Consider the following 24,353-nt stretch of genomic DNA (forward strand, 5'->3'; position numbering starts at 1 on the left):
GATTGCGAAACGGGACTTACGAGCTGAAATTCAACAGCCTGCTAGTGCTGGCCGGCGGCAGGTTGGAAGTGGACGGCCTGCGTGGCGCCGTCGGCAGCGGTGGCCTGGATTGGCGCAGCGGCACGCTGCAGCTGCATGGCAACGCCCGCCTGGCCGAGAACCTGCCCGCCCAGCTGGCGCTGCGCAGCGGCCAGCGGCTCATCGCCGATGGCAGCCTGTCCATAGACCACGGCAGCCAGTTGCTGCTGCAGGGAGGCGTGCTGAGCTTCGCCGTGCTGAACCTGGACGGCGGCCGCCTGGACCTGAACCCGCAGCAGGCCCTCGGCGGCCACTTCGCCTGGCAGCGGGGCACGCTGGCCATGCGCGGCGATGTGGCGCTGGACAACCCCTGGCTGGGTGGTCGCGCCACACTGGCCCAGGGCCGCACCCTGGAGGTCGGTGGCCAGCTACAGCTGGGCCAGGGCCAGCTCACCGTGGCCCAGGGCGGCGTGCTGGTGGCACAAGGCGTGCAGGGCAGCGGTCGCCTGGTGCTGGACGGCGGCATGCTGCGCACCGAGACCTTCGGCGCCGAGACTGCGGCCCGCCTGAGTTGGCAGCGTGGCACCCTGGCCATCACCGGCGATGGCGGGGCAGCCCTGGGCCAGGGTGGCCTGAAGAAGTTGACCTTGCTCAACGAGGGGCAGACGCTGCAGGTCAGCCAGACCCTCAGCCTGGCCCGCGGCACCCAACTGCTGTTGAACGGCGGCCAGATCGACGCCGGCACCCTGGCCCTGCAGGGTGGCGCTCTGATCAGCACCGGCGCCCCCATCCTGCTGGGCGACGTGCGCACACTGCAAGGCCATGGCCTGGTCAGCGGCGCGGTGCAGGGCGCAGCCCGCACCCAGCTGGTGGCCCAGGGCGGCACGCTGACGCTGGGTGATGCGGACCAGTTGGGCGGCTTCGTCCATGCCGGTACGCTGAGCGTCCACAGTGGCGCCACCGCCCTGCTGCTGTCCGCCGATGCGGCCAGGCTGGGCGCCTCGACCGAGCTGCAGGCCGGCGCTCGGCTGAGCACGCTCAACGGTGCCCTTTTAAGCCAGGGCACTGTGCTGCAGTCCCATGGCGATGCGACGGTGCAGGGCGAGTTCATCAACCAGGGCCGGGTGCAAGGCGAAAACGGCACGCTGAGCTTCCTGAACGATGTGCGGGGCGCGGGCAGCTTTGCCGGCTCGGTGCTGTTCAAGGCCGGCTACCGGCCCGGCAACAGCGACGCAAGCGTCGACTTCGGCGGCGGCCAGCTGAGCTTTGCCCCGGGATCGGTGCTGAACATTGAGTTGTTCGGCGCTCGGCCGGGCCAGCAATACGATCAGTTGCTGAATATCGGCTCACTGGACTTCCAGGGCTCGCTGAACCTGGTGTTTGCGGCAGGCTTTGTGCCCACGGCGGGCAGCAGCTTTGCCTTGTTCGACTTCAAGAGTTTCAGCGGCTCCTTCGACCCCAGCCGCATCAGTGTCAGCGGCTTCGATCGCAGCCGGCTGGATTTCTCCGACATCAGCAGCAATGGCCGCGTGCTGGTCAGCGCCGTGCCCGAGCCGCACACCTATGCGCTGATGCTGGCCGGCCTGCTGGCCGTGGCCGGCACCGCACGGCGGCGCGCCGCCAAAGCCTTGCCATGCTGATCCTGCAATCCGGAGCCTCCACCATGCCCGTCGTCCTCAGATTCGTCGCCAGCCTGGCCCTGCTCGCCTGCAGCACGGCCCCGCAGGCCAATTCATTCAGCGCCCAAGCGCTGGGCAGCACCACGATCCGGGTCGGCGAGGTCTTCTCGTTCGAGGCCGCCCTGAGCTACACGCCCTGGCACAGCACCGAAGCCTTGCCCGGCGACCCCGTGCCCGGGCCCACCTTCTGGGGCGAGCAACAGTGGTATGCCCAGGGCTACCGCCACGTGTACGAGAACATCCAGGACATGCGCCTGACAGCCCTCGCCAGCAACGGGCAGTCGTTCGGCGCCCAGGCCTCGATCGGCAATACCCGGCAGGTCTTCGGCTTCAGCTTTGACCGCCCCGGCATCTACCAGATCAGAACCGCGGCCGACGTGGCGAGCATCTTCCATATCACCACCGAACAGCGCTACGACGCCCGGGAGTGCTATTTCTGGATCTGTGGCGACTCCTACCACCATCATTACGCCCGCAGCTTCAGCAGCTACGTTCAGCACGCCGGCCTCGGGCAAGGACTGTTCGATCTCACCGTCCTGCCGGCGGTGCCCGAACCGGCCAGCGCAGCCCTGTTACTCGCCGGGCTAACAGGCCTGGGCCTGTACGGACGTCGCCGTGCCCCCTCAACCGTGGGGCGTGAGCCTGGGCCGATTCAACGCTGGTTCAACGACGGCCGCCGACGATGAATCTCCTGCATCCGATCACGGGTGACGGACCGATACCCGCAAGCCGGCCATCGATCAACCGAAAAAGGCCCCACCTCATGCGCCTCATCCAAACTGCCAGCGCGCTCGCCGCGCTCCTGCTGCTGTCGGCCTCGGCCCTGGCCGCCCCCGTCGTCAGCCTGGGCCAGCTCAGTCGCGCCGACGGCAGCACCCTGATCACTGACAGCCTGAACCAGCGCGACTGGCTGGGCTGGGATATCAGCAGGGGCCGCACGCTGGCCGAGCTGGCCGTGCTGACCGCTGCCGGCGGCGTCTTCGCCGGTTACTCGATCGCCACCAGCGACGATGCCGCGCTGTTCATGCGGGCGGCCGGTGCTGCGTCCTGCCCCGACATCCCGGTCTACGCCGACTTCCGTGACTGCCTGGTCTCACCGGCCCTGAAGGGCCTGGCCGCGCTGGTCGGTGCCATGGACTACGGTGATGGCGGGTCCCCCGACTTTGCACACGGCGTCGTCGCCTACATGAACGAGCGGTTGCCGCAGCGGGCCGGGATGCTGATCGCGAAGGACCACTTCGGCCGCATCGAGACCTGGAGCCACCTGCTCAGCAGCGACAACTTTGCCTCGCACGCCGACGTCGACGAGCTGACGGCCTCCGGGATTGGCGTTGGCTGGCTGCTGTATCGCGAGCAGGCCGGCACGGTGCCGGAGCCGGCCAGCCTCGGTCTGGTCGGCCTCGCCCTGGCCGCCCTGGCCTGGAGCCGCAGAAGCCCCCAGCGCCGCCGGCTCATGCCGGCATGACTGCGCGCGGCATTCTGAAGCAGGGATTGCTGGCCCTGGCAGGCCTGGCCATGGCCGGCGAGGAGACTGGCGTCGAGCCCTTGCGCTTCTCGGGCTTTGCCACGCTGGGACTGACCCACAATGACAACGCCACGGCTGGCGCGATCACCTCGTTCTCGCAGACGCGGCCGGCGCGGCGCGGCTGGTCGGCCACTATGGACTCGGTGCTGGGCCTGCAGCTGGAATGGCAGCCGCTGGCCGGCACGTCGGTGCTGCTGCAGGGTGTGGCCCGGGCCGGCGAGGACATGCAGCCACGCCTGCGCATCGCCGCGCTGCGCCAGCAACTGGGCCAGGGCCTGAGCCTGCGCCTGGGCCGGCTGCGCAGTCCGCTGTACTTCGACTCCGATATCGCCGAGATCGGCTATGCCAATCTGACCGCGCGCCCCGCCCCCCCGATCTACGGCCTGGTCAACAGCGTGGCCAGCCTCGACGGCGGCGATCTGCAATGGCGGGTCAACCTCGGTGACGCCAGCCTGCTGGCCCAGATCTATGGCGGCGGCAACGACTACCAGCACCGCTTCAACAATCTGTCACCGGTGCAGATGGCCGATGCGCGGCTGCGCGGCCTGCGCGGCTTCAGTTTCAGTGCCAATCTGCCCGATCTGACCCTGCGGCTCTCGCGCACCGAGATCGATCGCTACACCCTGCGCTCGCCCCAGGTGGCGGAGATCAATGGCGGCCTGACCCAACTGAGCACCGCGCTCAAGCAACTGGCGTCGAATCCGCAGTTGCCGGCGCCGATGGCGGCCGCGCTGCAGACCAAGGCCGCGGCCCTGGCCGGGCTGAGCAACCCCTTCGACAACCGTCCGATCTACACCAGCCTGGGCCTGGACGGCAACTGGCAGCGCTGGCGCCTGCTGGCCGAGTTGACGCGGATGAACCCGCGCAACGACCTGGTCGGCCGCTACCGCGGCTACAGCCTGACGCTGGCGCGCAGCATCGGTGACTTCACGCCCTACCTCAGCCTGGTCCAGCAAAAGCGCTACGGCCCGGTGCTGGACACACAGGCGCTGGCACCGCTGGGCCTGGATCCGCAGCTCGATGCCGGCCTGAAGCAGTTGCGCGCCGGCCTGGATCAGGCCCAGCAGTTCGCCGACATCTCCACCCGCTCGCTGAGCCTGGGTCTGCGCTGGGACTGGCGCGAGAACACGGCGCTGAAAACCCAGCTGGACCTGGTGCGCACGCCCAACAGCTATACCCCGGGCGCGCTGGCCGTGCGCACCCTGCCCTTCGACAACAAGCTCCAGCTGTTCAGCGTCACGCTGGACCTGGTCTTCTGAAGGGCCGGCCATGAACAAGGAACGACTGAGCGCCCTGCCCGTGATCTCCCTGCTGGCCCTGCTGTGGGCCGTCCCAGCCCTGCCTGCGGCGGCAGCCACCGATCTGATCGTCATCGCCCACAAGGATGTGGCCCTGGACAAGATCAGCCCTGAGCGCGTGACCCAGATCTTTCTTCGACAGCAGCAGAACTGGCCCGACGGCCTGGCCATCCAGCCCATTGATCTGCGCGAGGGGAGCGGCCTGCGCCGTGCCTTCTATGACCAGGTGACCGGCCGCAGCCCCGGCCAGTTGCGCGCCTACTGGGCACGCCAGAGCTTCACCGGTATGGGCCTGCCGCCGCGCCAGGTCGACAGCGACGAGGAGGTCGTTCGGCTGGTGCAAAACACACCCGGCGCGATAGGCTATGTGATGCGCAAGCCCAGCAGCAGCGTCAAGGTTCTGCTGGTGACCGCGCTCGAATGAGAGCGGAGCAAACCAGGGAGCGGCGCGGCCCGGTCCTGCAGCTGCTGGCTCCAGCCACTTGGCTGTCGGGCCGGTTGAGCTTTTCGCGCAAATACCTGCTGGTGGGCGCGGTGATGTTGCTGGCCCTGGGCCTGCTGAGCCTGCCGCTGCTGCGTCAGACCCATGAGGCCGCGCGCCGCGCCGAGCTAGAGCGCCGCGGCCTGCAGGCTTTTGCGCAGCACAGCGAGCTGCTGGCCGAACTCGTAACCTTGCGTAGCCGCGCGATGGCCGATGCCACAGCCGACACCAGCAGCAGCGCTTCGCTTGGGGAGCAGATCGCGGCGCTGCAGCGCTGGAGCGAGCGCGCTGCGCCGCGCCCCTCGGAGCTGCCCCAGCTGAGCCAGCGTCTGCTGCGGCAGTGGACCCAGCTGCAGGAACTGCCGCCCGGTGAACCGGCCCAGCCGCGTTTTGCCGCCCACACCGGTGGCATCAACGCCATGCTGGCCTTGATGCGTGAGAACGCGCGCGCGCACCGCCTCAATGTCGATGCCGAACTGGACGCCGCCTTCGACGTGCTCAGCAACCGCCTGCCCCTGCTGCTGGAAACCCTGGCCAAGCAACAGGATGTGCTGGGCCTGCGCAGCGAGGCCATGTCCGGCTACGCGCTGGGTGCCCAAGTGGTGATCAGCGAGAACGCGCCGGCCCTGCGCGCCGGCATCGCCCAGTTGCAGCAGGAGGCTGCCGTCGGCGTGGACCTGCAGGGCTCCCTGGCCGAGCTGCTGGCACGCATCGAGCGCCAGCAGGAGGCGGTCGACAAGGTGCTGGGCGATGCCAGCGCGCTGCAGGAGATGCGCCAGCTGGCCGGTGCCAATCTGCAGCAGGCCCTGGTCTTGTTGCGCAGCGCCACCACGGTGGCCGATGCCCGGCTGCAGCAGCGGCTGACCCGACTGGAGCGCAGCCAATGGCTGGTCGGCGCGCTGCTGGTGGCCGCAGTGGCGGCCATCGCCTATCTGTTCGCCGGCATCTATGTCTCGACCCTGGGCTCGCTGCGCCGGCTCTCGCAGGGCACCGAGGCCTTTTGCGCCGGCCGGCTCGACACCCGCATCAGGCTCGACAGCCAGGACGAACTGGTGCAGGTGGCCGGCAATTTCAACACCATGGCCACGGAAGTGGGACGGCTACTGGCCGTGATACACGAGCAGAACGAATCGCGCCAGCGCGAACTGGAGCGGCTGGTGCAGGCGCGCACGCTGGAGCTGGCCGACAAGAACGACCAGTTGCACATGGCCGCGCTGCGCGTTCAGGAGGAACTGGCCTCGGCACGCGAGATGCAGCAGGCCATCCTGCCGCAGAGCTTTCCCGACACCGCCGACTTCTCGATGAGCGCCTGCATGCATCCGGCGCGCGAGCTCGGCGGCGATTTCTACGACTGCTTCGCGCTGGCCGATGGCCGCTGGGGTTTTCTGGTCGCCGACGTGGCCGGCAAGGGCGTCGGTGCAGCCTTCTTCATGGCGGTCTCGCGCACCGTGCCGCAGGATCTGGCGCAAACGGGCATGGCGCCGGCTGCGGTGCTGGCCCGCGCCAACGAGCTGCTTTGCGGGCGCAATCCGATGGAGCTGTTCGTGACCGCCTGCTACGTCATCTACGACCCGCGCGACGGCGGCCTGGTTTACGCCAGCGCCGGCCATCCGGCCCCGCTGCTGCGCAGCGCCACCGGCCAGGTGCAGGCGCTGGACTGTGACTGCGACCTCGCGCTGGGCGTGCTGCCGGGCATGGACTACCGCAACCGCCAGGCCAGGCTGGCCGCTGGCGACACACTGCTGCTCTACACCGACGGCGTCACCGAAGCCTTTGCCGGCGATGGCCAGGGCTATGGAGATGCCCGTCTCCAGGCCTGGCTGCGGCAAAGCTGCGGCGAAGTGGCCGCCGACAAGCTCGACGCGCTGGTGGACGATGTGGCCGGCTTCGTCGGCACCGCCGAGACCTCCGACGATCTGACCGCCCTGCTGCTGTGCCGCAAGTCCGGGCCAGCAACCCTTGCCAAGGAGAGCTCGACATGGGCCATGCCCCTCTGCAACTGAAAAACAAGACCCTGCTGCTGGCCTATCGCCTGGTCAGCCGGCTCGACGCAATCGCACCGCTGGCTGCGGCAGTGGACAAGGCGCTGCCAGACCGCCCCGACCTGGCCCTGACGGTCAATCTGTGCCTTGAAGAGCTGATCACCAACATCATCGAGCACGGCCTGATGGGCGCAAGCGACCGCCAGATCCTGATCCGACTATCGCGCTCCGAGGATTGGCTGGAGGTGCTGCTCAAGGACGACGCTCCGCCCTTCGATCCCTTTGTCCAGGCCCCCGCGCCCGAGCTGGATGCCGATGTCGATGCGCGCGCCATCGGCGGCCTGGGCGTGCATCTGGTCAAGACCCTGATGGACGATGTGCGTGCCTTCTATGACGGCAGCGGCAATCTGATCATGCTGTTCAAGACCCTCAAGCGCTGAACGCCAGCGCAACACCGCAAGGAGAGCAATCCAGATGAGTTTCGAACATCAAAGCAGCGAGGAGCAGGGCAGCCAGTTGCTGGCGCTCAGGGGCCGCATCGACAGCGCCAGCGCCCCACTTTTCGAGCAGGCCGTGCTGACACTGTTCGCGATGCCGGGACGCCGTGCGGTGCTGGATTTCGCGGCCGTGGACTACATCTCCAGCGCCGGCCTGCGCGTGGTGCTGATGGCCGCGAAACGCGCCAGGCAGGGCCAGGGGCGGTTGCTGCTGTGCGCGTTGCCCCAGCATGTGCGCGAGGTGTTCGAGATCAGCGGCTTTCTGAAGATCATCGAGGCGGTGGACGAGCGCGCGGCCGCGCTGCGCCAGCTGGCGGCCTGAACCCGCACGAGGTCCATGAGCATCTTTTTCAGCCTGTTCGCCGGGCTGGGCCTGTTCTTCATTGGCGTGCGCCTGATCAGCGCCAATCTGCGCCAGGTGATCGGGCGGCGCCTGCGCCAGCTGATCGCACGCGCCGTCACCGGCAGCGGCTCGCTGGCGCTGTTCGGCCTGCTGGCCGGCGCGGTGATGCAAAGCGTCAACGCCGTCATTCATGTGTTGGTGGCCCTGGTTACCGCCGGCGCCATGGATCGGCACAAGGCCTTTCCCATCATCCGCTGGGCCAATCTGGGCACCTCGCTGCTGGCCCTGGTGGCGGCCATCGATCTGCATGCGCTGGCCCTGTGCCTGCTGGGCCTGACCGGCATCGCCTACTACCGGCAGATCGACCAGTCGACACGCTGGCGCCATGCCCTGGGCGCGCTGCTGGGCCTGGGCCTGCTGTTCCTGGGCACCGACTTCATCAAAAGCGGCGCAGCGTTGCTGAAGACCGCGCCCTGGCTGCGCAGCCAGATCAGCGAGCTGAGCATCTGGCTGCTGCCCAGTTTCGCGATGGGCGCCGCGGTGGCCTGGCTGGCGCAGTCCTCGACCACGGTGGTGGTGATCACGATGAGCCTGGCGGCGGGCGGCCTGCTCGGCTGGAACGGCGGCGCGATGCTGGTGATTGGCGCCGGCCTGGGCTCGGCCGCCTCGGCCTGGAGTCTGGCCGGCCGGCTGCAGGGCAGCGCGCGCCAGCTGGTGTTGTTCCGGGTGCTGCTGCGCCTGCAGGGCCTGGTCCTGAGCTTGCTGTTCTACGCGGCCAATCGCTGGCTGCTGGACGATGCCTTCGGCAGGCTGATGGATGGGTTGGGCCTCGGGGCGGCGACTCGCCTCGCTGCCCTTTACATGGTGGTGCAGTTGCTCAGCGACCTGGCCAGCCGCGCGCTGCAGGCGCCGAGTCTGCGCCGGCTGGAGGCCTGGGCCCCGCCCTCGGTGCAGGAGGACTTGAGCCGCCCGCATTTCGTGCACGACGAGGCGCTGGACGAGCCCGAGACCGCACTGCTGCTGGCCGACAAGGAGCAGCAGCGACTGCTGACGGCCCTGCCTAACTATCTGGACGCCTTGCGCCAGGATGGCGGCGCCGCGCTGGCCGCTGGCGCCCGCCAGGCCGCCGAGAGCCAGGTGCTGCGCTTGTGCGAGCAGTTCCTGCTTGAGCTGATCGACCGGCAGCGCAGCCGCGCGGTGCTGGAGCGCAGCATGGTGTTGCGCGATCGCAACCGCCTGCTGGCTTCGCTGCAGGATTCACTGGCCGAGCTGTACGGCGCGACCCGTTCCGCCCATGACAGGGCCGACGCGGCAGCGGTGCGACAGCTGCTGGACCAGTTGGTGCAAAGCCTGCACATGATGCTGCAAACCCTGGCCGATGCCGCCGGCAGTGCCGAAGCCGAAGATCTGGCCCTGCTGCGCGCCCTCACCCATGACCGGTCCGAGCTGATGGACGGCATACGCCGCCGCCTGCAGAGCGGCGATCTCGACGCCAGCTTGCAGCAGGCCGTGTTCACCGCCACCAGCGTGTTCGAGCGCTGCGTGTGGCTGCTGCGCCGCTACGTGCTGCTGTTGGACGCACCGTTCGGCCTTCCGACCCCGAGCCCATGACCCTGTCCCAACTGCTGTCCCGCTGGCTGCCTCCATCCAAACCGGCACGCCGTCCCTTTGAGCTGGTCTATGCGGCCGACGAATGCCCGCCGCCGGCCGCGCTGGGCCTGCTGGCGCTGCAGCATGCGGCCATCGTGCTGGCCCTGATCGCCCATGTACTGGCAGCCGCCAAGATCGCCGGCCTGTCGCCGCCACAGACCCATTCCATCGTCGCGATGACCTTGCTGGGCATGGCCCTGGGCACGGCCCTGCAGGCCTGGGGTGGCCGGCTGGGCAGCGGCACGCTGCTGGTGTTTCAGCCCGATCCAATGATGATCACGGTCGCCGGCGCAGCGATCGCCGCCCAGGGCGTCGGGGCGCTGGTGCAGGTAACCGTGGTAACCGCATTGGTCACCATGGGCCTGGGCCCGCTGATGCGGTACCTACGCCCGCTGTTCCCGCCAACCGTGGTGGGCACGGTGATCTGCATGGGCGGTCTGGCCCTGGTGGAGCCGGCGGTGCGCAGTGCGCTGGGCATCAGTGGCGGCGGCGCCACAACACGGCTGCAGATCGATGCCGTCAGTGCGCTGATCTCGGGCACGGCACTGACCGGCATCGTCGTGTTGTCGGTCTGGGGCGGGCGGCGCTTGCGCCTGCTGGGCCTGCTGGTAGGCATGCTGGCCGGCCTGCTGATCGCCGCCTTGAGCGGCCGGCTGGAGGGCATGGACTGGCTGGCCGGTGCGCCGCTGCTGGCCCTGCCGGAGCCGATCACCCCCAGCTTCAGCCTGGGGCCCGAGATCCTGATGGCCATCGTGCTTATCGCGGCACTCAACCAGCTGGACAACATCGGCTGCTTGATCGTGATGGACAAGACCAACAACGCCGACTGGCGGCGTGCCGACATGCAGATGGTGGGCCGGGGCATCCGCGCGAACGGCGCCAGCGATCTGATCAGCGGCCTCGTCGGCAGCTTTCCCACCGCCCCCAGCTCGGCCAATATCGCCCTGGTCCACGCCACCGGTTCCAGCGCCCGCGTGATCGGCCTGGCGGCGGCCGGCCTGCTGCTGCTGGTCGCGCTGAGTCCCAAGCTGAGCATGGCCCTGACCCTGATACCACAGGCGGTGCTGGGCGCGGTGTCGCTGTATGCGGCGGCCTATCTGATCGTCTCGGGCATCGAAATGATCGCCAGCCGTGCGCTCGACAGCCGCGGCATCTTCATGGTGGGGCTGTCGCTCTGCGCGGGTCTGGCCACCCTGCTGATGCCTGGCCTGTCCGAGGGACTGCCGGAAAGCCTGCGCTTTCTGGCCGGCGATGGCTTTGTCGTCACCGGGCTGTGCGTGCTGCTGCTGAACCTGCTGTTTCGGCTGGGCAGCAAGCGCAGCGCCAGCAGCCTGCTGGACCCGATGGCCGGCGCGCTGAACCACCAGATCACCGATTTCGTCGAGCGCCAGGGCCGCGCCTGGTCGGCGCGCGCCGAGGTGGTGCAGCGCGCGGCATTGGCCGCGCTGGAGGCCGCCGAAGCCCTGGCTGCCGCCGGGCGCGGCCGGCCGCTGTCGCTGCAGGGCCGCTTCGACGAGTTCAACTTGGACATCGAGTTACTGCACGAGGGCCCAGCCCTGCCGTTGGCCGGCGGCCAGGCCCCGAACATGGACGCGCTGTTGGATGGCGATGACGAGGCCGCGCTGGACGCCGCGATGCAGCGCGTCTCCAGCGTGCTGCTGCGCCACCTGGCCGACAAGGTTGAGAGCAGCGGGATCGGTGGTGGCCACGCAGTCTTGCGCCTGCACTTCGATCATTGAGGAGGAAGAAGAGCATGTCAGCGCTGGCGGCCTTGCCGGCGTCTCCCCGCAGAAGGAGGTACCAACGCTCATTCAACAGCCGCTACGGTCGACGCCGGACCAGAATCGCTCGCCGGGCACCACCGCCCCACACAAAGACACTGCGGATTCGCCTGGAGGCCTTCCAGTGTGCACTACCCCACGAATTCCCCGCCGGCTAACGGCAGCCACTTCGCAAATATGACAGTTTGAATTATCGTTACTAGCAATTACACCAATTCAGGTGCAATTGTTACCAACCCAGGATCATGGATCTTTGCAACTTGGTGCTGGTGTTGGAAGGGGTGGGCATCACACCGGCCGTCGCGGGTCAGCTGGCCGCGAGTGCGTCAAGCCGCGACTTTCCGAAAGGAGCGCTGATCGAAATGCGCGGCCAACCGGCTCGCTATTGGTGCAAGGTCGAATGCGGTGCGGTCGCCGCGCAAGTAAAGCTCGGGCCCGACATCGAAGCGCCCTGGCCCGTGACCCTTGTCCATGGGCCGGGGGTGTGGCTGGGGGAGGCCGCCCTGGTGGCCGGTGCGCGGCGGGCCGTGGACATCGTGGCCCTGACAGACTGCCGACTGATCCTGATCCCGCGCGAACTCTTCATGCTTGCGCTCGATGGTTGTCCGGTGTTCGCTCGCTACCTGTTGGACACGGTGGGCTTCCGCACGGCGCGCATGACCGAGGTGCTTCTGGCAGTCAAACATGGATCGTCAGCCTTTCGGGTCGCATGCACGTTGGCGCATTTGGCCGAGTCGCTGGACTCCGGCGGCTTCGATCTGGCACCCGCCAGCGACCCTACGGTCGACCTGATGGCCTCGCAGCAGATCCTGGCCCAGGTGTGCAACGTCTCGCGCGTCGTGCTCAACGGGATTCTGGCAACTCTGAACACGGCTGGGTTCCTGCGCACCTGCTATGGCCGAACCAGGCTGCTGCGCTGCGCCGACTGGCGCGCTCTGGCGCAGCGCACGCGACAGGCGCCACTGCTGCCGTGCACGGCGTCCATCTCTCAGGTCATATCCGCCCTGCAGGGATACACCGATCTGGAGGCTGCATGAGCCCCCGTCCGGCCGCTCCGCAGAGGGCTCGCACCGGCGTGCGGAGCACGGAGGTTGCCCAATGAGTTACATGCTGGACCATCTGATCGGCATGGGAGTGCCTCCGGTTCATGCCGCAGCAGCAATGCGAGAAATTCTTGTCCGCACGTTTCAGCCCAGCGAAACACTGGCAGGGCGTGGTGATACAGCGGCGTGGCTCTACCACCTGGCTGATGGACTCGTGATGGGCTGCGTGCAGACGGACCTCGGCCTCCAGGCACTGCACCTGCATGGCCGTGAAGACTGGTTCAACGCCCCGGCAGGGCATTTCGATGCGCCTCTGCCGACCGATCTGGTCGCGCTAACCTGCACGACTGCGTTTCTTGTTCCCGTCTCCCTCTACAGCCATCTGCTCAACACCGAGCCAGCATTCGCCCGACGGATGTTGGATCTGGTGGCCTTTCGAGGATACAGATTGGTGGACATGATGCTGGCGTTCAAGCACGGGACGCCAGCGTTTCGCATTGCCTACACGCTCGGGCATCTTGCCGAGTCGATCCAGGCCGGTCCCACCGGAGAATCGAGTCTGGAGGCCTCGCTCGCCGTGTCGTCGCAACTGTGTGGCGTCTCCCGAACCATCCTGACGGACATGGTCGCACGCCTGGTCAAGGCGGACCTCCTGCAGCACCACTACGGACGCCTGGTGTTCAAGCAAGGCCGAACTGTGTGGGTGAGCTTCATGCATCAGTTGCGGGAGTGCGAGTTCATGCCGGTGCAGTTGAGCGCCAGTGAGGCCGTTGCGATGCTGGTCGCGGTGCGTTCCGGCAGCCGTCTGCGCGACATTGCCGGGGCTGGCCATGTGCATCTGGGATCATTGAGGAATGCCACCACATGACGATGAACGGAACACCGCCTGTAGGGGCGCCCGATGACGCCGTTTGCCGAGTCTTGGCATTCACAGCATGCGGCGACACCTTCGCAGTCGAGCGCCACCATGTACGGCAGATCGACCTGTGTGATCCGAGCGTACCCGTGCTCGACCTGGGCGAGTGGCTGATGGGGCAGTCAGCGTCACCCGGGGAACTTCTCATGCTTGAAACCCACGGACAGTTGCTGATCCTGCGTGTTCAGCGCGTGTTGGGCGAAGTGTCCTTGCCACGGAAGCAGATACAGACGCTGAACCAAGGAGTCAGGCGGCATGTGGTCGATGCAATTGCCCACAACGGCCGAATGAGCATTGCGATTGTGAGCCCAGACCGTTTGATGACCGCCGCACACGCAGGCAATCACCGAATTGATACCCCCAGCCAATCATGGAGTCCGCAATGAAGAATCGAATCTCCGGAATGACCTTCCTGGTCGTGGACGATTGCTCGACCATGCGCAGGATCATTCGAGGCCTGATCGTGGGAACTGGGTGCGAACGCGTCATCGACGCCGCGAACGGTGCAGTGGCGCTACGAATACTCGAGCAAATCCCAGTTCATTTCGTGATCAGTGACTGGAGCATGCCCGAGATGACCGGCCTGCAGTTGCTGCGGCAACTACGTTCGACAGAACGCTTGAAGGCACTGCCGTTTCTGATGGTGAGTGCCGAATCCGCGCACACCAACATCGTAGAGGCCGCCCAGGCCGGCGCCGACGGCTACATCGTCAAACCATTCGACGCCGCGCAGTTGAGCGAAAAGGTCCATCACATTCTTGAGAGGCGAGCCATGACGTAAGGTCTGAGCCTTGGCCAGCCTGTGGCCTCCTGACCGCCTCTGTCCTATGCTCAAAGTCGGAAATCCAATAGCCGCACACGGGATGTAGACGCCAACCGGGGAGAAACACAATGGCAACGGTGCTGCAACTACTACAAGAGATGCCGGACGCGCGCGCGCCTGGCTTACGCGGGCCGGATGACCGAAGCGGCAGCCCATGAGGTACTCAACCTTGTCGAGGGAAGCCAGCCAGAGTGCCAACGCGCCGTCGCCCAGTGCAACGAACTGATGAGTGCGTTGGACGGCATGGCCGCCTCTCCCGAGCTTGATCTCGTCAGAGCCCGATCAATGCTCCGCTTGTGCAGCACCTTCGCCGCGCGCATGGCGGCCTTTGCCAGCGCGCAGCACGTCACCCTGAGCGACATCATGCTGAGGCAAGATTTTCAGGACCTGTCAGGCCAGGTGATCGGCAAGGCAATTGCGTTGATCGAGCACGCCGAGGGCCGACTTGGAGAAGTCATTGGAAGTCTCAGCCCCGCAACGACGACCCCACCCAGCGAACCAGCCGATTCAGTCCTGGCGGGACCGCAAGTGCCAGGCAGGGCGCTCAAGCAGGATGATGTGGATGACCTGCTCGCATCGCTCGGCTTCTAGGCGGTGCTGATCATGGCAATGCTTGATGCCGACAGTCCTTGCGCGTTGGCTTGCGCCAAACCGGCAGCTGTAAGAGTTGACGGGGCGTTGCTCCTCACAATTGATGATGTAGCCACGCTTGATTGCGGTCGGCGCAATCAACGCCAGACGGCAATCCTCCTGGCGACAAACGAGCTGGTCCGAGCTGGTCAATTGACCCCAACGAGCGTGGACAACTTCATCCTCGAAGGCTAGTATCACCGTTCACTCGACGCGAGTCACGCCGTATGTCGCTCAGCTTGATTCAGGGAGGCGGCTGCATCGCTTCAACCCTGACCAAGGTACTTCCTTGGCTAATGGGCGGGTACGTGCTACTGCCGGGAGCGCTCTCGGCGGCTGAATCAGCACCATCCCTGCATGGGGCCACATCACCTAACCGCGAAGCCGTACGGTTTGCGGTCGAAAAAGACTACCCGCCTTTCGTGTTTGAGGCCGATGGCCGGCCTCAGGGGCTGTCAGTGGAAGTCCTCGCACTCATTGCGCAGCGCGTGAATCTGCAGATCTCGCCCCAGCCCGCGCGGACGCTACCAGCAGCACTGTTGGCGGTAAAGCAGGGAGAGGCCGACCTGATTTCATCGGTGCGATCAACGACTGAACGCGCAAGCTATTTGCTGTTCACGGAGCCGTACGTCCGGGTGCCGGCCGTGGTCGTGAGCAAGGACTCCGCACGCAGCGCCCTGGCAGCGCTCAGCGGCCGCTCTGTGGCTGTCAGCCGGGGGTATGCCGTGGAGGCCCATGTGCGCCTGCGAGCGCCGCAGGTGAACTGGGTGCCTGTCGATGACGACGCCACTGCACTGAAAGGAGTCGCTGAAGGACGCTATGACGCGGCTGTCGCCGACATCGCCAGCATCGACCACCACGCGCCGCGTCTGAGCATGCCGAGTTTGACCATCGGAGAGCCCGTGGGCTTTGAGTACGCGCTGAGCTTTGCCGTGCGCATGGATCAAGCTCGCCTTCGCGACAAGCTCGACGAGGGGCTGCGCCGTTTGACACAGGAAGAGCGCCAGAGCATGCGACAGCGCTGGTTGCCTTCGTCTGGCTTGGTGCCCAGCGCGGCCCTGATGCCAATTGGCGCCATGCTGGGCCTGGGGTTTCTGATGGTAGCCTTGCTGCTTGGCGTTGCCGTGTGGTGGCGGGGGCGTGCACACCGCAGTCAGCACGACGGCGGGGCCGCAACATGAAGCAGCAAGCCCACCCAGCTGCCCACTTGCATGCCCACATGGATCCGGGCGACGAAACGCAACAGGGCATGGCCGCAGCCTGGAAGCCCTCCATGGGCTGTCTGGCGGGTATGTCGGCGATGTACGCAGTTGCCACGCTGTTGTCCGTGGTGGCTTCGCGCCACAGTGGCCCGGTTGCGCCGCTGTGGCTGGCCAACGGCATCGGAATGGTGCTGCTGGCCGCCGCGCCGTCGCGCTCACTGCCCTACCTGCTGGCTGCGTTGGGGCTGGGCAACTGGGTGGGTGGTCTGATCGGTGGCGACAGCATGCTGCGGGCAGTGATCTTCGTGCCGGCCAATCTGCTGAGCATGACGCTGGCAGCGCTTCTGCTGCGCCGACGACTGGCCGAGCTGATGGTATGCAGGGAGCCGTGGCGTCTGGTCCAAATGGTGGCGCCCATCGTGATCCTTCCTCCTGTTGCGGGAGCGCTGCTTTTCGCATTCGTCTTGCATGGCATCGAAAAGGCCTCGTTCGGCACGGCCTGGCTCAATTGGTACCAAAGCGACATCGTGGGCACCTTGGCGACACTCCCGCTGGCGCTGGCGCTGCTCACCACGCCCTGGAAAGAGACTCAGCACCGTCTGTTCTCCCTTCGAAGTGCGGCATGGATCCTGGTAGCGACCGGCACGCCGCTGGTCGCGTTCAGCTGGCTACCGTTTCCATTCATCTACATTGCGTTGCCGCTGCTGGGGGCAGCCATGTCCTCTGGCCTTCTGGTAACAGCTGCCGCGAACCTCGCCAGCATCAGCGCCGCCAGTGCCGCCATGGCATTGGGCCTGTTCGCGCTGCCGCCGATCAACGCCGGCTGGGAGCCATTTTTCATGTACCTGCCGTTGGCAATTGCCATGCTGCCCGCCTTGCTGCTGGCGGTAACCATGGAAGGTCTTGCCCGCAGCCAGGCCGAGCTGAGGCACTCCGTTGACCAGTTATCGCGAACCAATCAAGAACTCGAGCATTTCGTGCGGGTCGCTTCACATGACCTGCGCGATCCGCTCAACGCGATCACCGGCTTTGCCGACCTCGCCTTGACTGCGGCGGAACCACTGGCGCCGGACCAGACACGCAGGTACTTCCAGCACATGAAGCAGGCGGCGCTGCGCATGTGCGAGCTGATCGACGCGCTGTTGGCCTACGTCCGCCTCGATCGGCAGGAATCGATGGCTGAACAGGATGTCAAGCTCAACGACGTACTGGACGGGGTGCTGTCGAATCTGTCTGCGGTCTTGCGCGCAAGTGGCACCACGGTGAAGCATGACGAGTTGCCAATCGTGCGCGGACACCCTGCGATGCTCGGCTTGCTGTTGCAGAACCTCATCTCCAATGCGCTGAAGTTCGTCCCTCCTGGCCGTGTTCCCGAGGTTCACATCGGCTGGTACTGGCGCAGCGACGGCAGTGCCGTGCTGCAGGTGAGTGACAACGGCATCGGCATTGCTGAGGCGGACATCGGACGCTTGTTCACACCGTTCGTGCGCTTGCGGACCAGCACGCGATACGAGGGGACGGGCCTTGGTCTGGCCACATGCAAGCGAGTAGCCGAGCTCCATCACGGGCGGCTGTGGGCGGAGTCCCAGCCCGGAGGGGGAACGACCTTCTGCATGGAGTTCCCCACGCGCGACAGTGCTTCGTGATTCGTTGGTGAAGCGACTGGTCCTGGGTCAAGCCCGTCAGGGCGGCATCGATTGGGTGTCTTGGAATCCGCGGACCGGCAGATGAATGTGGAACACCGCCCCGCCGCCAAGGCCATTGCCTGCTTCAATGCGCCCCCCCATCAGTTCGATCAGCTTGCGGCAGATGGTCAGTCCAAGCCCCGTGCCACCGGCGCTCGATTTGGTATTGCTCGCCTGAATGAAGGCCTCGAAGATGCGCTCCAACTCGGCGGGCGGGATGCCCGGCCCCTGGTCCCGCACGCTGAAGGTGATCTCGCCGTCTCCGGTAACGTCGCCATCAAGTTCAATGGCCGTGCCCTGCGGCGAGAACCGGATCGCATTGGCCAGCACGTTGCGCACGACCTGCTGGAAACGCTTGGGATCGACCTTGGCAACCAAGGGCGCCTCGGACAGTTGCAAGTCGATGCGCAGGCGCCCTCGATCAAGCTGCGGCTGCAGCTCCTTCACGACCGCACGCACCAGAGGTCGCAGATCGGTGCGCTCAAGATGGAAGGTGCCCACAGGGCTGTCGATCTTCGAGACGTCGAGCAGGTCGTTGACGAGGGCGAGCATATGCCGGCCTGCTTCGTGGATGTCGGTAAACATGGCAGCCAGCTTGGGGGCCGAACTGGCGCCTCGCACCGATCCGAGTTCAGCAAAACCGAGGATCGATTGCAGCGGCGTACGCAGCTCATGGCTGATGTTTGCGACGAACTCGGACTTGGCGCGCGAGGTCTCCTCGGCAGCATCGCGCGCTTCGCGGGTCAGCCGCTCGGCTGAGCGGAAGTCGGTCACGTCAACAAAGGTCGCCACCACAGCTCGGCGCTCGTCCTTGCGCGCCGGCAGCAGTTGCTTGGTCACGATGACGTCGCGCCAAGCGCCATCGTGCCGCAGCACACGGGCCTCATAGCTTGCACGACCGCCCGCGGCGGTCAGACAGGCGTCATGCCCTTCGTGCTGGCGCGCCTCGTTCGACGACATATGGAAACCCACGCGCTGCCCCAGCACCTGGTTCCTGGAAATGCCCATGAACTGTTCCCAGGCGGCGTTCACTGACAGATAGCGGCCCTGCAACTCAAACATCGACACCGGATAGGGACTGCTTTCGACCAGCAGCTTGTTCAGCTCCAGCTGCTGCTCCAGATGCTGCTGGGCCTGCCAGCGATCGGTAATGTCATTCGCGCCCCCGGCGAATCCAATCACTTCACCGGCCTTGAGCATCGGGACGACGAGGATGTCCGCCCTCCTCGCTTGGCCTCGGCTGAGAAAGGTGGCCGTGGCCGTACGCAGGTCCGCGGAGCGCGGCGAGAACAGCGTGCGCAAGCTTCCACGTTCAGCGTCGGGTACGAACTCAACCAATGCTCGTCCGAGCGCTTGCTCCTTGGCGCAACCGGTCAGCGCCCGCCAGTGGTCATTGACAAAGGTCAGCACGCCATACTCGTCGGTGCGAAAGACGGCTGCCGGCACGCTGCGCACGAGGCCGGCAAGCTCTCTTTCTCGCTCCTCGAGTTGCCGCGTCGCTTCGTCGGCAGAGGCCAGCGCCAACTCGCGGGAGCGCAAAATGCGCCACGCAAGTGCGGAAAGCCCGATGACGAGGACGGCGGCAACAGCCATCACCCCAGTCAATCGCAACCGCGTTGCTGCGGCGAGTTCGAGCGCTGCCGGCGCCTGTTCGACGACCACCATGAACAGCCGAGACCGGGACGCACTCCAGGCAAGCACACGATTCGCACCGGTCGCGTCGGGTTCCAGTCCCGTGCCATGATCCCGACCCTGCGTCAGGGCGGAGAGTGGCGTGGCCCGAGAGTCCATGCGATCGCCGGGGGCCAATCCCGCAAGAGGCGTAGCCGCGAGCACCATGCCATCGTGCCGGACGAGCATCGCCTGGCCACTGTCGCCGATCGCCTGAACCTGCTGGCTGGCCACGGCATCAGCATTCACCAAGGCCACGAGAATCAGCCGACGGCCGTCATGCGCCTGCGTCGTTCTGAGCACTGGTACGAAACCGCTGACGGCCCTGACTGGTGCTTTGAGCGTCAAGTCCTGCAGTGAACGGGCGGGCGTGTAGGGGCCTAAGACGGAACGCCCCAGCTCTGAAGGAACTCCACCCAAACGGGCAAGATCCACCAGATGGCCCACGTCAGCCGGAAGAGAAGAGGCGAGCACGCGGCCACTCGAGTCCAGCACAGCCAGTTCGCGCAGTGCGGGCCCGGCCGACAGCGGAACAGCGGCCGGACCGCGCTCCGCGACGGCGGAAGCCACGGTGGCCAGTGTGGTGGTAGCCGAATCGATGCTGCGCTCAGCATCGTTGACCAACATGCGAGCCATCAGCCGGCCTCTTTCAAGCGCAACGCTCTTGAGTTCATTGCGCTCTGCCCCGATCCAGACCGCGACCAATGCCGCGCAGACTGTCGCCAGGGCCAAGCCGCCCAGCAGAGCTCGGCGCAGCGGCTTCGATATGGACTGCATCGACCTCGCCCGTCAGGGTTCAACGATGGCGGTCAGTCCGTGCCGTTCAGCGGCTGCGGCCAGCCGGCCATCGGCCTTGATGCGCCCAACGAAGGCATCCACGGCGCGCCACCATTCATCATCACCTGGCTTGACGGCATAGCCATAGGGCAGGCGGTGGAATGGCGACGGTGGCGCGAGACGCTTGGCCCAGGCCGCCTGATCGAGCAGTCGGCGGCTGTAAGGAAAATCGGTCATGAAGACATCGATGCGCCCCGCTTCGAGCTCTTCCTCGCGCGTGGCGGGTGCACGCACGCTGACCAGGGTGGCATGCCTGAGCGCCTTGGCCATCACCGGCTCCATGAAGGTGCCTGCGGCCACACCCACAGCAACGCCGGGCTGATCGATGTCACCCCAGGTACGCACACTGCGATGGCTTCGCGTGGTCACCGCATAGATGTCACTGCTCAGATATGGCCTCGTGAAGCGCAGTCGCTCCATACGCTGGGGCAGGATGCCGACGGCAAACATCGCCACGTCGCAACGCCCCTGCTCGACGTCGGGGATCAGTGTGGCGAACGAGGAATCCACATATGCAATCGACACACCAAGATCATGGGCAAAAGCGGCCGAGAGGTCGATATCGATGCCCTGCAACTGCCCGCTGGCCGGATGGCGATAGCTGATGCCGTAGTAACCAGGCCAGATGCACACACGCACCTTTCCCGCCTCCTTGACGCGCAGGAGAGTCGAGTTGGCCGTGGCCGATGTGGGCAAGAGCAGCACAACGGCCAAGCAGGCCACAGCCTTTGCCAGCGTAGGCACCACTAGGCGAAGGGCTGCAGCCATCATGATGTCGATGCCTCCGGCAGTTCAAGAGTTCCGCCCTCCACCAGTTGTTCGCACGTCGGCGGATTGGCATTGATGCGTTCCCGCAGGCTGCACAGCCGGTCGGCGTTGGCCATGAAACAGTCCACGACGCGGGGATCGAAGGCACGGCCGCGCTCGGCCATGAGCATCTCCAGGGCCTTGGCGTCGCTGAAGGCGGGCCGGTACACACGGTCCATCGTCAAGGCATCGAAGAAGTCCACGACGGACACAATCCTTCCAGACAGCGGAATCTCCTCCCCCGCCGTACCGACGGGATAACCTCGGCCGTCCCAGCGCTCGTGGTGCGTGAGGGCCACTTCGGCTGCCAGCTGAAACAAGGGGATGCGCGATCGGCCAAGAATGCGGGCGCCGAGTTCGGGGTGCTGATTCATCACCAATCGTTCATCGGCAGTGAAGCCTCCGGGCTTCTTGAGCACGCCGTCAGGAATGCCGATTTTGCCCACATCATGCATGGGTGCGGCCCGGCGCAACCGGGATGCAAACGCTGCGCCCTCGCCCAGCAGCAATGCCAGCTCTTCAGCCAGGAACCCCATACGGACGATGTGTATGCCTGTGTCGTCGTCACGAAGCTCAGCGGCCAGGGACAGCCTCAGCAGCGCCTCATGATGGGCACGAGCGACCTCCTGCAACGCGGCATTGCGCTCTCTGAACATGCGCCCCAGATCGGCCACGATGCGCTCCATCTGGGCCTGCTGAGCCGTGCCGAAAGCCTCATCTGCGGCAACATCGGTATCGTTTGCTGAACGTATCGTCATGACTGCAAGTATCATCTATGTCAAATTAATCTGGCAAACTGATTCACATGCAACACGGCACAATCGCACACATGGCAGTTTCACCGAATGACGATGAGTGCAGCACGCTCGAAGCCGCACGCATGCTGAGCTTGGCCGTGCGCTCCGTGCAGCTCATGGTCGATCGAGGCGAGTTGCAGGCATGGAAGACACCGGGCGGGCATCGCCGGATTTCCCGCACGTCGGTCGAGCGCTGGATATCGAGTCGCACGCCAACCCCGCCAGAGAACGCTCTGGTCGAACGGTTGGCCGGCAACGCACCAGCACCCTGCGGGAGGGTGCTGCTAATCGAGGATTCGAAGCACTTTCAGAGCCTCATCTCCATGCTCATGCGGCGCAGCTTTCCCGAGGTGGAACTGCATGTCGCGGATGACGGCGTGGTGGGCTTGGCCATGGTCGGCCGATTGATGCCCGACTTGCTGCTGGTGGACCTGCTGTTGCCCGGCATTGATGGTGCCATGCTGCTGGCCAACCTGCGGGCGCACCCTCAATTCGCCGCAATCAAACCAATCGTGGTGACATCTCTCGGAGAGGCCGACCGCGCCCCCTTTGCCTATGCACTGCAGAACGTGCCGGTTGTGCACAAGTCGCGGGTGATCGATGAACTGCCGACGCTGCTCACTCAACTCCTTCCGGTACCGGCAGGCCGAACGCCTGGCTCACAGGTCGGTCGATGAGGGCTCGGGTACTGCTGATCGAAGACGAACCCTCTATCCGGCGCTTCGTTGGCATCGCGCTGGATGACCTTCCAATCGAGCTCGTTTGCGCCGATGGCCTCACGAGCGCGATGCACGAGCTGCAAGGCAGCGCGGAACCGTTTTCGCTCGTGCTCTGCGATCTGATGCTTGCCGACGGAAGCGGCCTTGAGTTGCTGCGGCAGCTCGCTCGCTCGCCGAACCTGCGCCGTGGCGCAGAACTGGTGGTTCTCAGCGCCGGCCTGAACAGCGCAACGCGCGGCGAGCTGGAAGGCATCGGCCTGTTTCGGATGCTCGCCAAGCCGGTGCCGCTGGCCGAACTCCGGGCTTGCGTGATTGATGCAGTAGAAGTAGCGCCCACCGCAAGCGAACTCAGGCCCGACGACGGATTGCTTGAGGCCTTCAGAACCGAATGCCTGGCCCAGTTCGATGCTGACATTGCGGCCGGCGACCAGGCGCGGCAGAGCGGCGATGCTGCGGCGCTGCGCCGACTCGGCCACAACCTCAAGACGGTACTGGCAACGCTCCAATGGCACAACGTGGCTGCGGAGGCTGAAACGCTGGAGCGAGCGGCCCAGGAAGACTCAAGTGCAGTTGACGCCGCATGGCTTGCCTTGCGCTCGTCCCTGCTGGAATTGCGCGAATGTGCGGGCCGCCCCGGATCGAACGACTGAGATCGATGCGGTGCGTGCGGAACATCACAGACACATGAGTCCGCGATATTGTCATTTCGATCAATTTGATATCAAATCAATCCCATGCACCGCGGCACGGTTTTCGTTCAAGAGGACCTGCGGTGAAGACCCATTCATGTGGGAAGTGACAAACAGCCGAGGTCTCCGATTATGAAACACCGCATCCTCGTCGTCGAAGACCAGCCGGGCATCCGCAAGCTCATCCAGATGTCGCTCGAACTGGGCGATTATGAGGTGTATGAGGCGCCCGATGGGGACACCGCCCTGATCATGGCGGCCCAGATCAAGCCAGATGCCGTACTGCTCGACGTGATGATGCCCGGCACGGTGAACGGTCTGCAGGTATGCGAACGTATGAAGCGCGATCCCGAACTCGGTCAAGCAGTCGTCATCATGCTGAGCGCGCGCGGACATCAAACCGACATCGATGCCGGAGCCAAGGCAGGCGCCGACGCCTACCTCGTCAAACCGTTCAGCCCACTCGAGCTGATCGAACGCCTTGAGACGTCGCTTGCGGCGACTGTCGGGTGACACAGCATGAACAACAACGATCTGCTTGAGCCGACCGGGCATTCCTGCATGCAAGGCCACCGGGGTGCGAGCGCAGCGCGCCTGGCCGGCATCGTTGCCCTCGTGGTTGACGATTTCTCCACGATGCGCCGCATCATTTCGGCCCTGCTCAAGGACCTTGGGTGTGAGAGAGTCATTGAGGCCGAGGACGGCATCGAAGCGTTGCGCGTCCTCGAAAACCAGACGGTGCACCTGATTGTCAGTGACTGGAGCATGCCCCGGATGACGGGGATTGAACTGCTCACCAGCATCCGCACCCATGCCAGACTGGGCACACTCCCCTTTCTGATGGTGAGCGCCGAGGGCTCGCGCGAGAACATCGTTCAGGCCGCCCGAGGTGGTGCGGATGGCTACATCGTGAAGCCCTTTACCTCCGCCGTGCTCGGAGACAAAGTGGAACTTGTGCTGCGCAAACGCGCCGCCGCTGCGGCTGACGCCCCGGTGCCTGCTGCGGCATGATGCATAAGAAGCAGCGTCTCCGATGCAAGTGAGTTGCTGGGGCGGTATCGGCAACGGACAAACCGCAAGGAAACGAAGCGGCCGCCCTCGTACTGAACTTCATGGGTGCAGAGCACCCGCATATCGTGAGAAGGCTCCGCGCTACCGCGAAACGACTGCAGCCCTAAAGAGCACGGCCAACTTACCGAGTCTCACCCTCAAACAAGCATGGTCCAGCGTCCAGCTTTACGCTGGGCTGCCGGCACGCATGGTCGTGCTTGCGAACTCGC

General features: G+C 65.6%; 24 protein-coding genes. 21 read left to right on the forward strand and 3 right to left on the reverse strand.

What is annotated here, in order from left to right; genetic code table 11:
• The 17 genes from ABGI63_RS21020 to ABGI63_RS21100 form a co-directional block, all read left to right on the forward strand.
• On the forward strand, positions 1 to 1,658 hold a 1,658-nt coding region (locus ABGI63_RS21020), incomplete at its 5' end, for a PEP-CTERM sorting domain-containing protein (RefSeq protein WP_349744424.1).
• A 23-nt stretch (positions 1,659 to 1,681) separates the two neighbouring features.
• The gene (locus ABGI63_RS21025; protein ID WP_349744425.1) at positions 1,682 to 2,383 is read left to right on the forward strand and encodes a PEP-CTERM sorting domain-containing protein; all 702 of its coding nucleotides are present in this window, start codon (positions 1,682 to 1,684) and stop codon (positions 2,381 to 2,383) included.
• Between the two features lie 77 nt (positions 2,384 to 2,460).
• Positions 2,461 to 3,162, forward strand: coding sequence for a PEP-CTERM sorting domain-containing protein (locus tag ABGI63_RS21030; RefSeq protein ID WP_349744426.1), 702 nt, complete (start codon positions 2,461 to 2,463; stop codon positions 3,160 to 3,162).
• Positions 3,159 to 4,481: a hypothetical protein gene (locus ABGI63_RS21035; protein WP_349744427.1), complete on the forward strand. Its 1,323-nt coding sequence runs from the start codon at positions 3,159 to 3,161 to the stop codon at positions 4,479 to 4,481. The genes ABGI63_RS21030 and ABGI63_RS21035 overlap by 4 nt, the downstream gene beginning before the upstream one ends.
• A 10-nt stretch (positions 4,482 to 4,491) precedes the next feature.
• Positions 4,492 to 4,944 (forward strand): hypothetical protein, encoded by a 453-nt coding sequence (locus ABGI63_RS21040; protein WP_349744428.1) that lies wholly within the window; start codon positions 4,492 to 4,494, stop codon positions 4,942 to 4,944.
• The gene (locus ABGI63_RS21045) at positions 4,941 to 7,004 is read left to right on the forward strand and encodes a SpoIIE family protein phosphatase (protein WP_349744430.1); all 2,064 of its coding nucleotides are present in this window, start codon (positions 4,941 to 4,943) and stop codon (positions 7,002 to 7,004) included. Before ABGI63_RS21040 ends, ABGI63_RS21045 begins: the two co-directional genes overlap by 4 nt.
• Complete coding sequence (locus ABGI63_RS21050; RefSeq protein ID WP_349744431.1) at positions 6,980 to 7,423, forward strand: ATP-binding protein; 444 nt, start codon at positions 6,980 to 6,982, stop codon at positions 7,421 to 7,423. Before ABGI63_RS21045 ends, ABGI63_RS21050 begins: the two co-directional genes overlap by 25 nt.
• Before the next feature lie 34 nt (positions 7,424 to 7,457).
• Positions 7,458 to 7,802 (forward strand): STAS domain-containing protein, encoded by a 345-nt coding sequence (locus ABGI63_RS21055; protein ID WP_349744432.1) that lies wholly within the window; start codon positions 7,458 to 7,460, stop codon positions 7,800 to 7,802.
• 15 nt (positions 7,803 to 7,817) lie between these two features.
• Positions 7,818 to 9,434 (forward strand): Na/Pi symporter, encoded by a 1,617-nt coding sequence (locus ABGI63_RS21060; RefSeq protein WP_349744433.1) that lies wholly within the window; start codon positions 7,818 to 7,820, stop codon positions 9,432 to 9,434.
• On the forward strand, positions 9,431 to 11,212 hold the full coding sequence (locus ABGI63_RS21065) for a solute carrier family 23 protein (protein WP_349744434.1): 1,782 nt from the start codon (positions 9,431 to 9,433) through the stop codon (positions 11,210 to 11,212). Before ABGI63_RS21060 ends, ABGI63_RS21065 begins: the two co-directional genes overlap by 4 nt.
• Before the next feature lie 287 nt (positions 11,213 to 11,499).
• Positions 11,500 to 12,291, forward strand: coding sequence for a Crp/Fnr family transcriptional regulator (locus ABGI63_RS21070; RefSeq protein WP_349744435.1), 792 nt, complete (start codon positions 11,500 to 11,502; stop codon positions 12,289 to 12,291).
• Positions 12,292 to 12,352: 61 nt separating this feature from the next.
• The gene (locus tag ABGI63_RS21075) at positions 12,353 to 13,165 is read left to right on the forward strand and encodes a Crp/Fnr family transcriptional regulator (RefSeq protein ID WP_349744437.1); all 813 of its coding nucleotides are present in this window, start codon (positions 12,353 to 12,355) and stop codon (positions 13,163 to 13,165) included.
• Positions 13,162 to 13,599: a chemotaxis protein CheW gene (locus ABGI63_RS21080; protein WP_349744439.1), complete on the forward strand. Its 438-nt coding sequence runs from the start codon at positions 13,162 to 13,164 to the stop codon at positions 13,597 to 13,599. Before ABGI63_RS21075 ends, ABGI63_RS21080 begins: the two co-directional genes overlap by 4 nt.
• Entirely contained in the window at positions 13,596 to 13,994 is a 399-nt protein-coding gene (locus ABGI63_RS21085; protein ID WP_349744441.1) for a response regulator, read from the forward strand. Before ABGI63_RS21080 ends, ABGI63_RS21085 begins: the two co-directional genes overlap by 4 nt.
• A 159-nt stretch (positions 13,995 to 14,153) precedes the next feature.
• Positions 14,154 to 14,627: a protein phosphatase CheZ gene (locus tag ABGI63_RS21090; RefSeq protein ID WP_349744653.1), complete on the forward strand. Its 474-nt coding sequence runs from the start codon at positions 14,154 to 14,156 to the stop codon at positions 14,625 to 14,627.
• Positions 14,628 to 14,893: 266 nt separating this feature from the next.
• Positions 14,894 to 15,847 carry a transporter substrate-binding domain-containing protein gene (locus ABGI63_RS21095; protein ID WP_349744442.1) on the forward strand — a complete coding sequence of 318 codons (954 nt, stop codon included), beginning with the start codon at positions 14,894 to 14,896 and terminating at the stop codon, positions 15,845 to 15,847.
• Positions 15,844 to 17,514, forward strand: a complete 1,671-nt coding sequence (locus tag ABGI63_RS21100) for a sensor histidine kinase (RefSeq protein ID WP_349744443.1) — start codon at positions 15,844 to 15,846, stop codon at positions 17,512 to 17,514. Before ABGI63_RS21095 ends, ABGI63_RS21100 begins: the two co-directional genes overlap by 4 nt.
• 36 nt (positions 17,515 to 17,550) lie before the next feature.
• On the opposite strand, the gene ABGI63_RS21105 is transcribed toward ABGI63_RS21100, so the two are convergent.
• Genes ABGI63_RS21105 through ABGI63_RS21115 form a run of 3 tightly spaced genes read right to left on the reverse strand, consistent with a single transcriptional unit; the run spans position 17,551 to position 21,554 of the window.
• On the reverse strand, positions 17,551 to 20,001 hold the full coding sequence (locus tag ABGI63_RS21105) for a sensor histidine kinase (RefSeq protein WP_349744445.1): 2,451 nt from the start codon (positions 19,999 to 20,001) through the stop codon (positions 17,551 to 17,553).
• 12 nt (positions 20,002 to 20,013) lie between these two features.
• Complete coding sequence (locus ABGI63_RS21110; protein ID WP_349744447.1) at positions 20,014 to 20,832, reverse strand: ABC transporter substrate-binding protein; 819 nt, start codon at positions 20,830 to 20,832, stop codon at positions 20,014 to 20,016.
• The gene (locus ABGI63_RS21115) at positions 20,829 to 21,554 is read right to left on the reverse strand and encodes an HD-GYP domain-containing protein (protein WP_349744654.1); all 726 of its coding nucleotides are present in this window, start codon (positions 21,552 to 21,554) and stop codon (positions 20,829 to 20,831) included. Before ABGI63_RS21115 ends, ABGI63_RS21110 begins: the two co-directional genes overlap by 4 nt.
• A gap of 119 nt (positions 21,555 to 21,673) precedes the next feature.
• Here ABGI63_RS21115 and ABGI63_RS21120 point away from each other — a divergent pair, with 119 nt between their 5' ends.
• From ABGI63_RS21120 to ABGI63_RS21135, 4 genes are all read left to right on the forward strand, one after another.
• Positions 21,674 to 22,342: a response regulator gene (locus ABGI63_RS21120; protein WP_349744448.1), complete on the forward strand. Its 669-nt coding sequence runs from the start codon at positions 21,674 to 21,676 to the stop codon at positions 22,340 to 22,342.
• Positions 22,339 to 23,034 carry a response regulator gene (locus ABGI63_RS21125; RefSeq protein ID WP_349744449.1) on the forward strand — a complete coding sequence of 232 codons (696 nt, stop codon included), beginning with the start codon at positions 22,339 to 22,341 and terminating at the stop codon, positions 23,032 to 23,034. The genes ABGI63_RS21120 and ABGI63_RS21125 overlap by 4 nt, the downstream gene beginning before the upstream one ends.
• 171 nt (positions 23,035 to 23,205) lie before the next feature.
• Positions 23,206 to 23,586 (forward strand): response regulator, encoded by a 381-nt coding sequence (locus ABGI63_RS21130; RefSeq protein WP_349744451.1) that lies wholly within the window; start codon positions 23,206 to 23,208, stop codon positions 23,584 to 23,586.
• A 48-nt stretch (positions 23,587 to 23,634) separates the two neighbouring features.
• Positions 23,635 to 24,084, forward strand: coding sequence for a response regulator (locus ABGI63_RS21135; RefSeq protein ID WP_349744655.1), 450 nt, complete (start codon positions 23,635 to 23,637; stop codon positions 24,082 to 24,084).
• Positions 24,085 to 24,353: the final 269 nt, after the last annotated feature.

Source organism: Roseateles cavernae (assembly GCF_040187885.1).
GTDB classification, from domain to species: Bacteria; Pseudomonadota; Gammaproteobacteria; order Burkholderiales; family Burkholderiaceae_C; genus Roseateles_E; species Roseateles_E cavernae.

What these genes read in the sequence shown, in the direction of transcription:
- ABGI63_RS21025 (WP_349744425.1), top strand. Translation starts at nt 1,682, where the DNA reads ATGCCCGTCGTCCTCAGATTCGTCGCCAGCCTGGCCCTGCTCGCCTGC.
- ABGI63_RS21030 (WP_349744426.1), top strand. Translation starts at nt 2,461, where the DNA reads ATGCGCCTCATCCAAACTGCCAGCGCGCTCGCCGCGCTCCTGCTGCTG.
- ABGI63_RS21035 (WP_349744427.1), top strand. Translation starts at nt 3,159, where the DNA reads ATGACTGCGCGCGGCATTCTGAAGCAGGGATTGCTGGCCCTGGCAGGC.
- ABGI63_RS21040 (WP_349744428.1), top strand. Translation starts at nt 4,492, where the DNA reads ATGAACAAGGAACGACTGAGCGCCCTGCCCGTGATCTCCCTGCTGGCC.
- ABGI63_RS21045 (WP_349744430.1), top strand. Translation starts at nt 4,941, where the DNA reads ATGAGAGCGGAGCAAACCAGGGAGCGGCGCGGCCCGGTCCTGCAGCTG.
- ABGI63_RS21050 (WP_349744431.1), top strand. Translation starts at nt 6,980, where the DNA reads ATGGGCCATGCCCCTCTGCAACTGAAAAACAAGACCCTGCTGCTGGCC.
- ABGI63_RS21055 (WP_349744432.1), top strand. Translation starts at nt 7,458, where the DNA reads ATGAGTTTCGAACATCAAAGCAGCGAGGAGCAGGGCAGCCAGTTGCTG.
- ABGI63_RS21060 (WP_349744433.1), top strand. Translation starts at nt 7,818, where the DNA reads ATGAGCATCTTTTTCAGCCTGTTCGCCGGGCTGGGCCTGTTCTTCATT.
- ABGI63_RS21065 (WP_349744434.1), top strand. Translation starts at nt 9,431, where the DNA reads ATGACCCTGTCCCAACTGCTGTCCCGCTGGCTGCCTCCATCCAAACCG.
- ABGI63_RS21070 (WP_349744435.1), top strand. Translation starts at nt 11,500, where the DNA reads ATGGATCTTTGCAACTTGGTGCTGGTGTTGGAAGGGGTGGGCATCACA.
- ABGI63_RS21075 (WP_349744437.1), top strand. Translation starts at nt 12,353, where the DNA reads ATGAGTTACATGCTGGACCATCTGATCGGCATGGGAGTGCCTCCGGTT.
- ABGI63_RS21080 (WP_349744439.1), top strand. Translation starts at nt 13,162, where the DNA reads ATGACGATGAACGGAACACCGCCTGTAGGGGCGCCCGATGACGCCGTT.
- ABGI63_RS21085 (WP_349744441.1), top strand. Translation starts at nt 13,596, where the DNA reads ATGAAGAATCGAATCTCCGGAATGACCTTCCTGGTCGTGGACGATTGC.
- ABGI63_RS21095 (WP_349744442.1), top strand. Translation starts at nt 14,894, where the DNA reads ATGTCGCTCAGCTTGATTCAGGGAGGCGGCTGCATCGCTTCAACCCTG.
- ABGI63_RS21100 (WP_349744443.1), top strand. Translation starts at nt 15,844, where the DNA reads ATGAAGCAGCAAGCCCACCCAGCTGCCCACTTGCATGCCCACATGGAT.
- ABGI63_RS21105 (WP_349744445.1), bottom strand. Translation starts at nt 20,001, where the DNA reads ATGCAGTCCATATCGAAGCCGCTGCGCCGAGCTCTGCTGGGCGGCTTG.
- ABGI63_RS21110 (WP_349744447.1), bottom strand. Translation starts at nt 20,832, where the DNA reads ATGATGGCTGCAGCCCTTCGCCTAGTGGTGCCTACGCTGGCAAAGGCT.
- ABGI63_RS21115 (WP_349744654.1), bottom strand. Translation starts at nt 21,554, where the DNA reads ATGGAGCGCATCGTGGCCGATCTGGGGCGCATGTTCAGAGAGCGCAAT.
- ABGI63_RS21120 (WP_349744448.1), top strand. Translation starts at nt 21,674, where the DNA reads ATGCAACACGGCACAATCGCACACATGGCAGTTTCACCGAATGACGAT.
- ABGI63_RS21125 (WP_349744449.1), top strand. Translation starts at nt 22,339, where the DNA reads ATGAGGGCTCGGGTACTGCTGATCGAAGACGAACCCTCTATCCGGCGC.
- ABGI63_RS21130 (WP_349744451.1), top strand. Translation starts at nt 23,206, where the DNA reads ATGAAACACCGCATCCTCGTCGTCGAAGACCAGCCGGGCATCCGCAAG.
- ABGI63_RS21135 (WP_349744655.1), top strand. Translation starts at nt 23,635, where the DNA reads ATGCAAGGCCACCGGGGTGCGAGCGCAGCGCGCCTGGCCGGCATCGTT.